Origin of the sequence: Pseudomonas sp. Irchel s3b2, from assembly GCF_900187445.1 — a bacterium.
Taxonomy (GTDB): Bacteria; Pseudomonadota; Gammaproteobacteria; order Pseudomonadales; family Pseudomonadaceae; genus Aquipseudomonas.
On sequence record NZ_FYEB01000013.1, the window covers coordinates 57,598 to 70,111 of the forward strand.

A 12,514-nucleotide genomic window follows, 5' to 3' on the forward strand; every position below is an offset into this window, starting at 1 on the left:
CACAAGACCTATGGTGTGGTGTCAGACAGCAAGCGCGATGGGGGAACGTCGCAAAAACAGTCGCAAGGGCAGCAAGCACAAGAGCCCCGCGAGACTGGCCATCAGGGCAAAGGCTTCAAGGCTGCCACCGGCACCCAACGCAGCGATAATCGAGCCGCCGCCACCCATGACGGCGATGGAAATCATGCCAACCATGGCCGACACCAGGCCTTTGCTGTCGTCGCTGGAAAACAGTGCAAGCCGGTACAGTGCGGCATTGCTCATGCCAAGGCCGATGGCATAAACCGACAAGCAACTGACCAGCAGAACCGTTGAAGCACCGATGAAAGAGATGGTGATCAATGCAACGAGCCCGCCGCAAAATGGCCAGAGCGCGTATCGAATCAGTTGGGTCAGTTCAGTGTTGGCAATCAGTCGGTTGAGTATCAGGTTACCGAGAATGACTGCCGCAAATACCGGGATTTGCCACAGACCATAGTGCAGAGTAGAAAGCCCCTGGCTCTGGACCAGCAAGAGTGGCGCGAGCCCGATCCAGGCAATCAACGGCAGACTCATCAGGCCCAAGGCGATGGTGGCGCTCAAGAATGGCGGGTTGCCGAGCAAAGCCGCGTAGCGGCGTACCGTGCCACCCCATTCAAAGGGCACCGCGGCCAGTCGTTGCCCGTCCTGGCGCAAGGTGCCCACGGTTTCCGGCATGAACCAATAAAGCCCCAGCCAGACCATCGCGCCGCCGATACCCAACAATAAAAACAGCTCCCGCCAGGAGAGCCATTCCAGTGCCAGGCTGCCGAGTAATGGACCGAGCAGCGGGGAGAGCAGCGCAACGTTGCCCAGCAACGCCATGATTTTTACCGCGTCGGCTTCGCAGAAGACTTCTTGCAGGGCTGGATAACTGACGCCGATGACAAATCCCAATCCCATGCCCTGAATCAGGCGCAAGCCGTTGAACGCGAGGATGCTTTGTACGTAGAACGCTGTGGCACAGGCTAGAGCGAACCCCGCACAACCGATGAGTAACAGTCTGCGGCGACCGAAGTGATCAGACAGCGGACCGATAAGCCATTGCAGAAGAATGCCGCCAATCAAGTAAAGATTGAAGGCAAAAGGAACGTGGCTCGGACTGGCATCCAGTTGACGAGTTACAGTCAACATGGCGGGCATGATCATGTCGCTGCCCATATAAGTCAGCAGTTCGAAAAGAGTGATTGCAAGGCAAAAACCAAACAAATGATGGGGACTGATATTGATTAAAGGCTTGAGCACGGCATCCCTGTGTTACTTGAGGTTTGGGGGCGGTTTTATTTGTGTTGGGTCGAGAATAGACATCGATGGCGAACAGCTCAAATGCATGATTGAGACTTAAAGCTTCAATGGTTTTCGCTATGTTTCGAGGTGTGGGAGGAAGTCGGAAAGCGATAATTACGGTGGATTAAACTGACAGACTGATGAGAATAGTTATGTACGAAAAATGCCCGCTAGAGAGCGGGCATTTGTTCAATGGGGCAGAGAATGATTATTTTCTTACGAGTGAACGGCTGAATAGTCGTTGTTTATGCAGTCATTTTAAATTATCGATGTTGATGATAGCCGGGTCCGCCACGGTCATAATGGTGGCCGCCATGCCAGCCGCCGTGGGGGAAAACGATGCAGCCACTCAGGGTCAGGAGAGCGAGCAGGGGAATCAGCAGTGTGATTCGACGGAACATTTCAAAATCCTCATGGTTATCGCCGCAATGAAGTCAAAACTCCTCATCGGCTGTAACATGAGACCCCGTTTGCAGCCCCTCATTCCCGCAGCCTGGTAGGGGCTTGGCATGCAACCGGATACAAACCGGATACATTTTTTTGGTTCAGGAACCCGCAATGACCCAGTCGCAACGTTTGAAATATTCGATTCTGATTTCCCTGGTGGTACTGGGGATCATGTTCGGCCTTTCCTGGCTGCAAAATGCCGGGATCATCACAGAGCAGTTGTTCCAGTACATCGCCATTGGCGTAGCGGTGCTCGTGGTGGTGATCAATGGCGTAATGCGTCGCAAGGTCAAGCCTTGAGCGACGTTCTCTGGCCGGATTGCTTGCTATAAAAGACAGCGGCGGCCTGTGGATGCAGGCTGTAGCTTTTGTCTGGATTGAGGGTGATCACGCCCTCACTGCACAAGCGTTTCAACACTTCACGGACACTGAGAAAGGACAGGGGAATGTCCAGCTCCAGCAAGTGACTGTGCATGCCACGTACCCCAAGGCTGCGGTCGCTTTCGGCGGCGGTCAGCAAAGCGTCGATGACTTTCAGGCGAATCAGACTGGTGCGCAGGCCAAAGCTCTTGAGCAGAAACCTGATTCGTTCGTTGCCGTGGCGTTCGGCTTGTTGATTGAAAACGCCAGAGCCCAGAGTAGTGCCCTTCGGCATATGGCCATCCGTTGGCAGTTGCGTGTTGTACATGCAAAAAACTCCTTTTCAGAGCCTGATCAGGAAAATGTGATGGGTGCTCTCAATCAATAAGACGAACGAGCCAGGTAAATAATGAAGACTGGCATGTAGAAAATTTGTCGTCGTGACGTCAGCGGCCTGTGAGCTGGGCGTGGAGATGCCCTCAAAGGCCTAAATTTTTGCTGTTTGCTTCGTTTTAAGGGGAGGCGCATTGCGTGTCATACGTCTTTTCGATCAGGAGCGAGCGTGATTATTTCCAGGCAGTTAACCAGGTTGAGCCTTGCGGGTGTGTTTCTGGGGCTGAGTCTTGCAGCAAATGCGCGCAGCCAGCCAGAGCAGGCGACGGCCGACATTCGTCGAACCAGTTTCGGCGTGCCGCATATTCGTGCCGACAACGAGCGCGGGCTCGGCTATGGGATTGGCTATGCCTATGCTCAGGACAATCTGTGTTTGCTGGCCAATGAGATCGTCACCGTCAACGGCGAGCGCTCCCGGTATTTCGGCCCGGACCAGTTTACCGTTGAAGAGCGTGGGAACCTGGCCAGCGATGTGTTTTTCAACTGGCTGAACACCCCCCAGGCTGTCGCCGCGTTCTGGCAGGCGCAAACACCTGAAGTCCGCGAGCTCATCGAAGGTTATGTGGCGGGTTACAACCGTTCGCTGACAGAGCGTCGAGCGCAGGGTTTGCCGCAGCAATGCCAGGGAGAATGGGTGCGCGCGATTACCGCGCAGGACCTGATCAAGTTGACCCGACGTCTGTTGGTCGAAGGCGGCGTGGGGCAGTTTGCCGAAGCATTGGCCGGCGCCACCCCGCCGAAAACCGTCGCCCATGTGGCGGGCGAGCCAGCGTCTTTCCAGCTGGCGGCCTCGCGCATGCAACGCTTTGCTCTGGATCGCGGCAGCAACGCCGTGGCGGTTGGCAGCGAGCGTTCGTTCAATGGTCGCGGGATGTTGCTGGCCAATCCGCACTTTCCTTGGGTGGGCGGGATGCGCTTTTATCAGATGCACCTGACCATTCCCGGCAAACTGGATGTCATGGGCGCCGCGTTACCCGGCCTGCCGATGATCAATATTGGTTTCAACCAGCACCTGGCATGGACCCACACCGTGGATTCGTCCAAGCACTTCACGCTGTATCGCCTGCAACTCGATCCCAAGGATCCGACCCGTTACCTGCTGGATGGCAAGTCCTTGCCGATGAAAAAACAGACGCTGGCGGTAAACGTGAAGCAACCCGATGGCCAGACCCGGCAGATTTCCCATGTGGCCTACAGTTCGGAGTTCGGCCCGATTGTGCAATGGCCCGGAAAACTGGACTGGAACAACCAGTTCGCCTACAGCCTGCGCGATGCCAATCTGGATAACGACCGCGTTTTGCAGCAGTGGTATGCGATGAACCGCGCTGCCAGCCTCAAGGATTTGCAGGCATCGGTGCACAAGATTCAGGGGATCCCGTGGGTCAATACCCTGGCGGTGGACGATCAGGGGCAGACGCTTTACATGAACCTGTCGGTGGTGCCGAACGTCAGTGCCGACAAACTGGCCAAGTGCAGCGATCCGCGGGCCGGATTACAGATGATCCTACTCGACGGTTCCAACAGCGCCTGTGCCTGGGACATCGACCCGCATGCTGCGCAAAAAGGTATCTATGCGGCAGACAAATTGCCGCAACTGCTGCGCAAAGACTTTGTGCAGCATTCCAATGATTCGGCCTGGATGGCCAACCCGGCACAACCGCTCACCGGTTTCTCGCCGTTGATCAGTCAGGACAATCAGCCATTGGAGCTGCGTTCGCGTTTCGCACTGGAGCGTCTGGGCACCTTGAACAAGGCCGGTATTGTCACTGCGGCGGATCTGCAGCAGATGGTGATGGATGATCAGGTGTATCAAGCGGCTCAAGTGATGCCGGACCTGCTGCAATTCTGTGCTGCAGATCTCGGCCCTGATGCGCCGACACTTGCGCCGCTGTGCGCCAGTCTCAAGGCGTGGGATCGCCGGGTGAATCTGGACAGCGGGCTGGGGGTTGTACATTTTCAGAATGTCATGGTGCCGTTACAGAAAATTCCTGACATCTGGCGGGTAGCGTTCGATCCGAAGGATGCGCAACACACACCGCGTGGCCTGGCAATTGAACGGCCAGACGTCGCCAAAGCAATTCGCACGGCGATGCTGGCTTCGGTCGAACAGGTAAAAACCCTTGGCCTGAAAGCCGATAGCCGCTGGGGCGATATCCAGGTGGTCAGCAGTGGCGGGCAGCAAACGCCAATTCACGGCGGGCCGGGCACGCTGGGTGTGTATAACGCGATCCAAAGCGTGCCGAGCACCGACGGCAAACGCGAAGTCGTCAGTGGCACCAGTTATTTGCAGGTGGTGACGTTCGATGACAAGGGGCCTCAGGCTCAGGGCTTACTGGCATTCTCATTGTCCAGTGATCCGGCGTCAAAGTACTCTCGGGATCAGACACTGGCTTTTTCGAAGAAACAGTTGAGTGTGTTGCCGTTTACCGAGCAGCAGATCACGGCCGATCCGCAGTACCAGGCTCAGACGATTCGAGAGCAGGATGAAAAAGCAGGGAAGATCGCCGCGCAGTAATCGCGATAACGTTTGAATGAAAAATGAAGGCCGCACCCCGCAAGGGTGGCGGCCTTCAGCTTTTTGGGGCTTGTTGCGGGATCGAATTGAGGACCGGATTGCCGTCCTTGTTGCGGGTCAGGTAGACCGGTAGCACCTTGGGCAACGAAGCCACCAGGTTATTGAGCTCTTTGATGTTGTAGATACCGCCGAGGCGAATCGAGCCGGTACTGTGGTCCGCGATCATGACTGGTTTGTTCAAATAACGATTGATCAAGGGCATGGCTTCGGTCAGCGCCAGATCATCGAGCACCAGTTTGCCGCTGCGCCAGGCCAGCGAATGGTCATTGGCAGAGGTCTGGCTGATTTGCGGCGTGAAGTCGCCGTGCCGGTAACGCGCCTGCATGGCAGGTTCGAGAAGTGAACCCTCGCCGGGCAGGGCACCGTTGCTGGTCACCAGTACGGAACCCTCGATCAGGTTCACGCGTACCTGGTCTTCATACATCCAGACGTTGAATTGGGTACCCGTGACGCGAATCCTGCCGTCGGCCGCCTTGACGATGAATGGGTGCTGCATGTCGTGACTGACGCTGAAGAAGGCTTCGCCTTTTTTCAGGGTGACACGACGCTGATCCTTGTAATTGCTGAACGTCAGTTCACTGCCCAGGTTCAGCTCCACCTGGCTGCCATCGCTCAGCGTGACCTGACGAACATTATCGGTCGCCTCGAAATGCTGGTAGGCATTGGGCAGCCAACCCAGGTTCCATCCGGTATAGGCCGCCAGCGGCAGCGCGAGGGCGCAGACGGTGGCGGCAATGCCGAAGGTGCGCCAAGGCGTTGCCGGTTTGACGCGAGCAGCCTGTGCGGCGGATTCGGGACGAGGCAAATCCCCGGCCACATCCCAGATCTCCAGCATGGCTTCGTACTCGAGGGCATGCAGCGGATGAGCATTACGCCATTGCTCGAACGCCAGGCGTTCTTCGGCCGTGCAGTCGATGGCGTGCATACGCATGCACCAGTGCGCAGCGGCATCGGTGATGGCGTCGTATTGGGCTTGCGAGAGAGAGTGGTCGGTCATTGACTCATCCTGATTTCCTGCATTCTAACCTTGAGGGGAAGTCTGCGAGAACAACCGTCATGGCAATTGCCCATCAAAGTACAATTTATTTTTTATCCAGACGCCCTGAAGAACTGGGCGTCGCTGGGCAGTATCCATAAATGAAGTGAAAAAAAGATCAACCGGCGCTGAATCTGCTTCCGCCTCCTGTTACCGCTTCAAGCGGTGAACTCAGGGTGTATCAACATGCAGTTGGCGCCCCAAATGACTGATCAACCAGGAAACACTGTCAGCGTTCCCCAACTGCACAGCCAATCTGATCTTCGAATCATTCATAAAGCGACTGCGGGCATTGGACAGTGTCGTTTGACCGGTCAATTTCAAGACATGAACGAGCGCATTGTGAGTGTTTTCATAAGTCGTTTGGCCAAAATCCTCCCAAAGCCCAGTATCGTCATTCAAGACCGCGAAGAGTTCGTTTGACGGGGATCGGCTCGACAGTGCTGTGCTCTGAACTGAGGACAGCGCGGTCTTTAACTCTCTGGCGCGGGGAGTGGATGTTTCGATCAGGTCGGCAAAAGGCCTGACGGAGTCGAGGTATGCAATATCTTCTGTATTGCAAACGATGTGCGAAAGCTCATGGATCAGCGTAATCGCGCGTGCATGAGCGCTGATCGGGAAGGACGCGTCAGACAAGTAATTGCGGTAATGATCAAGGCGGGGAAGAAAAAACTTCTCGGCCAGATAGATTTTGCGTTTGTCGTCCGACGGAATAACGAAGCCGTAGGTACCGTCCCTGTTTTCGAATAGTGTTCCGACGGCGAAGCGCCTGGATTTTGGTTGCCTGAGTGTGGGATCCAGCAAGGAACCAAAGATGTCACCCACTGTTTTTTCAAGCAACGATACATGCTCCGGTAGTACCTCGGGCACATCAATAAAATCCTGGATAAGTTGATGGACAGGAGACTCCACGCCGTCGGCAGCCTTGAGTAATTGCAGGTTGCGCATACTGTTCCAGGCATAGGTCGTTGCCTGGTCCAGACCTTCATCAATCAACCGGGCCTTTACAGGGTACAGCCGACGGATTTCGGGCATGCCGTCGGCTTCAACGTTCATGCCGTACCTGACGGTAATCAACGTTTCCAATCGCCTGAGCATTCCATAACGAGGACGTTGTGTGTCTGATTCCGCAATCCATTGCCTGGCCGTGTTCTGACGCAGATACGGGCCTTGGGTCTTGTCGCCGACAATGCGCCAGCGATCCCCGCGTTTTTTGACGGGATAGACGTTGCCTTCAACCGCCGCGAAGTGTTTTTTTGTCGTCGGATGAGTGTAGAGGCCCAATGCCGGACTCAATGTCATTGAGTTCAGGTCGACATCCATACTCTCGTGACGCCGCAAGCGAATGCGCTCGGGAGCGGTCGTGTCTACGTCTTGCCACTTAAGCGGTAAGTCAGTTGCTTGCGGCGCTGGCTCGCTGATGGCCGAAGTCGAGGTCGGTTCATCCTCCGCCGATTGACGCAGCATGGCGAGTTGCGCAATGCCACTGATGAACGACTTTATCGCCGGTTTCCATCGTTGCGCCTGGAGGTCTTCGGCGGATTGTTTGATGTCTTTGTAACTGCGCCATACGGTGATCGGGTACGCCAGTTTGCCCATGAAAAACGTATAGGCCTGGTTCACATCCTCACTCAGGACATGTTTGATGACCGCCCATTCGCTCTGAGCGTTGGTATCAGACTGACAACCCAACAATCGGCCGAGTAACGCGGCGTTGTCGTTGAACAACTGTGTGAGCAGGTTGCCCGTGACAGGCTTGAGCCCCAGGCTCACGTTGTCAGGTTGGTCACTTGCAGGGCTCAATCCGCTTTCACACAGCGCGCGATCAGCCTGCGACAGACTGCCGAGGACCCAGTTGCGTAAAGCACCTTGAGTCTTCAATTCAGTCAGCAACAGCTGTTCATTTGCGTATTCCTTTACCCAATGTTCGGGGCTGTAGGGGGCGATCAGAACCCGAGGGCCGGTGATGTTCTGTTTTGATCCGATCAGATAGGTGCCCGGCACCTGAATCGCTTCGCCGCTTTTGATGCCCAGGAGTTGCAACGGACGGATAATCGCATCCGCCCCCTGGACAGCGGCGCGGGCGATGGCGTCGGGCATATCCATAACCTGTCGAATCAGATCAAACCCGCTTTGGCTCAGGCGCCCTTGCAGTTTTTCTGCGTGGGCATAGTGCATGAGTTGCCATGGCAACTGGGCGGCGAACGATTTTCTACGTGTTGCGGCGTTGCTGTGGGTGTCGGCAAGTGCGGCCTTCAATACTGTTTGCTGATGCTGGCCGAGGTTCAAATTCCGGATCAGGCGTTTGATGTAGCTTTCATCCATCCCTTCGGGAATTGCAGTGGCATCAAGTGAAACCAGCTTGAAACGGGCCTGCTCCAGGTCATGAAAGTGAATCAACGCGAAATCAGTCAGAGTTTGCGTCGATGTCATGGACGCCGAAGGCTGGCTGATCTGCACCTGAATGTTGTCCGGGTCCATATCGAAGGTGTCTGCCTTGAGTTGCTTCTCAAGCTCATGATGGGCCGTACGCTGCAGCGAGCGAATGCCGGTCAGATAGTCTTTGTCGTCGTTGACGTTATGCACGTATTGCTGGAGCAGTTCTGCGTGCAGTACCTGATCTTCGATCGAAGCCTCGCCCAGCCATGCTGGAAGCTTTTGCCGAGTGATCAGGGATTGGGCGATGTCCATTGCTCGGTGCAACCCTGTCGTGGGGTGGCGCAAGGACACGAGGTTCAGAAGACTGGACCGTGTCGCTTCGGGAAGCGTGTCGTGAAGTGCTTTTTCGACGAGGTCAGCGTCCAGTCGTACCTGTTTTTTTTGAACGTGGTCGAGAAAGTTTTCGTGAATCAGTTCCAGCGGCGCCAAGGTAAATGTATGGCTGGACATTCGTTCGACACGGCCCAGGTTTTCCAGCAGTGAAAAACGTTCGTCATGGTTTTGCAGGCGTTTCTGGAGCCTGCTCAATAAGGCTGTCAATGAGGGGAGCGCTTCAAATCCCAGGGTTGGCGTCCATAGGATGGCCTTGCCTGAATGAGTCGGGTCCAGACCGCCACGTTCCGTCAGCACAAAGCAGCTGGCCAGTTTCAATAAGTCCGTAGCGTCGCCAGCCTTTAGTGCCAGCGCGAATACATCGGGCACAAAACCGTTCAGTCCGGTGCGCTGGAGCCTTACGGGAGCGTCGAGGACTGTTTTGATGATCGCCTGTTCTACAGCGCCCAGTGTGTCGGCGAGTGTCCGTAATTGAAGCTCGCTGCGCAATGCCGTTGACAGGGTGCGAGTGAAGCCTGATTGCAGCTGTGCCAGAGACTCTCCGACGACATTTTGTGCTCCAACGACCGTGTGGGTCGCGGCGGGGATGGCAGGGTGACTGGCAAGTTGCCGTTCAAGCGTCTGTTCAGCGGCGCTGAGCAGAGTCAGTTGTTCGCTGGCCGATTCCGTATGCGCGGTGGCAGCCAGGGCGTTGCGTTGTTGCTGCGACTGTTTACTCCAGCGCAGGTCCACCTGCGTGCTCCATCGTCCACTGGCATCGGCGACCAACAGCTGATGATCGATCAACCCTCGTATATCCAGCGCCTTGTCAATCAAGGCATGCGGGTCGAGCATGCCTTCACTTGCCTGGTAGCGGCGCAGCGCATAAGTCAGGTTTGTCAGTTGCTTGGCGAGGATGTCCTTCATGAGTTGCTTGAACACCGCGCCGACAATCGGCTCACCAACAATGGTGCGCTCGTTCTCATTCAATGAGAGGAACGTGTCACGTTCTTCGAGGGACATGAAATCGAGAAGATTGTCTTCACGGCCTTCGCTTTTCATCATGTTCAACACGATGTGCCTGACTGCAGCCATGTCAGAGGTGCCTTCGATACCTCTGGATGGGGTATACAAATAACTCAGGGTATCGGCGCTGGTGATCATCAAGGAGCAGGCCAGTTCCGCATAGTGCTTATGAGGTGCGCTGACACGAACTTTTTCGATGCGCAGTTTTTTGTCCGAAGCCAATGAGTCGTTGATGCCGGCCTCGCCGACGGTTATCAATTCAAGGTAGTTGCCCGATGACAAATCACCTTGCTGGCGTTTGAGCAAAAGTACAGTGTGATAACTGTCGCAAAGGCATCTGGAAAAAAAGTCCGAGCGTGATTGCTCGTTACTCATGGGGGTGTTCCAGAAGGTCTCGAGCAAGTTGCGAAGGCTAAGCGAAAGGTTTTTTGCGCTCTCTGTTATCGCGCTTTCCCAGTATTGGTTGTCCGCGTCGCTACTGATGCCATGACCAGGATGGGAGAAAATCCTGTAGTCACCCTGTGGCCACTGATTCGTCAGGTAGTAGTGCAGCAAGGCATCGCTCAATGACAGCGAAGATTCTTTGTGGATGCGCTCAATGTTATCGGCGCCGGAGCGGGTAAAGCTTTCCAGGCGAGTCAGCCGCTGATCCAGCTGGGGGAAGCGCCCGGCCAGTGCTGTTTTAAGTGTTTCATCCAGCATCGACTGGAGTATCGGGGTCTTCACCAGCTCATCGATCATCGCCTTGAGATTGTGTGCCTGATTGAGTTGGATGAGCCGCTCCTGATCCTGGAATACTGCCCCTTCGATTTCTTTCGTGGAAATGCCCGAGACCGTGGTTGCCAACACGGTGTTGCGCTGCTCGATGGAGAGGTAGCGCAACAACTCTCGCTGCCCGGTGGCCTGTCCAAGCCATTGCTTGAGCCCATTCTTGAGGCTGACCATGTCGGCGAATTTGATCAGGCCCTTCCATGGCGTGTAGAGCATCACCGATGAAGTGTTGGGCAGGCTCATGGCAAAGGCCCCGGCCAACGGTATATCGGTTGCACCGCTCAGGCGCAGAAGCAGGTGATCGACCTGCATGGGCCTGGTTTGCGCCATGCGAGCCGCGTGGGTGGGAAGATACACACCGCTCAACCAATTCAGGTCATCACGGGTGAAGTTCAGCGCTTTTTCGCGAGCACCGGGTTCCTTGGCAAGGGACCCACGATGCGCCTCGTCGAAAAAATAAGGCTGTGTGGAAGTTGTCATGGAGTTTCCTCTGATGGGCTGCGATGGGAGATCGCAGCTCGTTGGGCCGAGGAAAAACAGTAGGGCCAATGGACGGCCTGAGTGCGGTACATATTGCTTGATCCTGATCCCGCGTCGAGGGCTTGACAGGAGCCTGGTGAAACAGCGCTTAATCGATGAATGTTTTCCTGTTGCCCTGCAACTTTGTTTGACCTGTTGCCCGTACTTTATAAAAAAAAGGAGCTTCAGATGTCTGCGCCACACGATCATGTGTCTACTGCAGTTTCGCAAAACCTGTCCTTCGAAGCGCTGACGGCGTTGCTCGAGCAGATCTTCCTGCGCCACGGCACCTCAGCCGCTGTCGCCAAAACCCTGGCCCTCAACTGCGCCGGCGCCGAGCGCGACGGTGCCCACAGTCACGGTGTTTTTCGCATTCCCGGTTATGTGTCGACGCTGCAGAGCGGCTGGGTCAATGGTCAGGCCATACCGGTAGTCGAGGACGTGGCCTCGGGGTTTGTCCGGGTTGATGCGGGCAACGGTTTCGCGCAACAAGCCCTGGCGGCGGCACGGCCATTGTTGGTCGAAAAAGCCCGCAGCGCAGGCATTGCGGTGCTGGCCATTCGTAACTCCCACCATTTCGCCGCCTTATGGCCGGACGTCGAGCCATTTGCCGACGAAGGTCTGGTGGCTCTTAGTGTGGTCAACAGCATGACTTGCGTGGTGCCGCACGGTGCCGATCGTCCGCTGTTCGGGACCAATCCAATTGCCTTCGCCGCCCCTCGGGCCAACGGTGATCCGATCGTCTTCGATCTTGCGACCAGCGCCATCGCCCATGGCGATGTACAGATCGCAGCCCGTAAAGGCGAGCGTTTGCCGGCGGGCATGGGCGTGGACAGCCTCGGCCAGCCGACCCAAGACCCGAAAGCGATCCTTGAGGGCGGCGCCTTGCTGCCGTTTGGCGGGCACAAGGGCTCGGCGCTGTCGATGATGGTGGAACTGCTGGCGGCGGCGTTGACCGGGGGCAATTTTTCTTTCGAGTTCGACTGGTCGAACCATCCGGGGGCGAAAACACCCTGGACCGGTCAACTGCTGATCGTGATCGATCCGAGCAAATCGGCGGGGCAGAATTTTGCCGAGCGCAGTCAGGAACTGGTCCGGCAGATGCATGGTGTGGGGCTCAAGCGGTTGCCGGGTGATCGGCGTCATCAGCACCGCGCCAAAGCCAAGGTCGACGGCATTGCACTCGACCCTCAAACATTGGCAGATCTGCGGGAACTGGCCGGGCTTTTGTAGGAGCCAGGCTTGCCGGCGAAGGCGGACTTGAGATCGCCTTCGCCGGCAAGCCTGGCTCCTACGAAAAGCGGTTCATTCGCTTAACTGACTGGCATTAC

Annotated in this window: 7 protein-coding genes; 3 read left to right on the forward strand and 4 right to left on the reverse strand. The window is 56.1% G+C overall.

From position 1 onward, the window contains the following. Positions 1-21 precede the first annotated feature (21 nt). Positions 22-1,263 (reverse strand): MdfA family multidrug efflux MFS transporter, encoded by a 1,242-nt coding sequence (locus CKW20_RS22620; protein WP_095054872.1) that lies wholly within the window; start codon positions 1,261-1,263, stop codon positions 22-24. 600 nt (positions 1,264-1,863) lie between these two features. Here CKW20_RS22620 and CKW20_RS22625 point away from each other — a divergent pair. Then, positions 1,864-2,052, forward strand: coding sequence for a hypothetical protein (locus tag CKW20_RS22625; RefSeq protein ID WP_007901365.1), 189 nt, complete (start codon positions 1,864-1,866; stop codon positions 2,050-2,052). Here the strand turns inward: CKW20_RS22625 and CKW20_RS22630 are convergent. Further along, entirely contained in the window at positions 2,042-2,440 is a 399-nt protein-coding gene (locus CKW20_RS22630; protein ID WP_095054873.1) for a fe2+ zn2+ uptake regulation protein, read from the reverse strand. The genes CKW20_RS22625 and CKW20_RS22630 overlap by 11 nt on opposite strands. A 234-nt stretch (positions 2,441-2,674) precedes the next feature. Between CKW20_RS22630 and CKW20_RS22635 the strand changes: the two genes are divergently transcribed. Beyond that, a complete protein-coding gene (locus tag CKW20_RS22635) occupies positions 2,675-5,020 on the forward strand; it encodes an acylase (RefSeq protein WP_095054874.1) in 2,346 nt (781 codons plus the stop codon). Positions 5,021-5,075: 55 nt separating this feature from the next. Here the strand turns inward: CKW20_RS22635 and CKW20_RS22640 are convergent, their stop codons facing one another. Together CKW20_RS22640 and CKW20_RS22645 are read right to left on the reverse strand one after the other, a co-directional pair. Continuing rightward, the gene (locus CKW20_RS22640) at positions 5,076-6,077 is read right to left on the reverse strand and encodes a FecR family protein (RefSeq protein WP_095054875.1); all 1,002 of its coding nucleotides are present in this window, start codon (positions 6,075-6,077) and stop codon (positions 5,076-5,078) included. Between the two features lie 210 nt (positions 6,078-6,287). Beyond that, positions 6,288-11,144, reverse strand: a complete 4,857-nt coding sequence (locus CKW20_RS22645) for a dermonecrotic toxin domain-containing protein (protein WP_095054876.1) — start codon at positions 11,142-11,144, stop codon at positions 6,288-6,290. Between the two features lie 228 nt (positions 11,145-11,372). Here CKW20_RS22645 and CKW20_RS22650 point away from each other — a divergent pair, with 228 nt between their 5' ends. Further along, positions 11,373-12,416, forward strand: coding sequence for an Ldh family oxidoreductase (locus tag CKW20_RS22650; protein ID WP_095054877.1), 1,044 nt, complete (start codon positions 11,373-11,375; stop codon positions 12,414-12,416). Positions 12,417-12,514 lie beyond the last annotated feature (98 nt).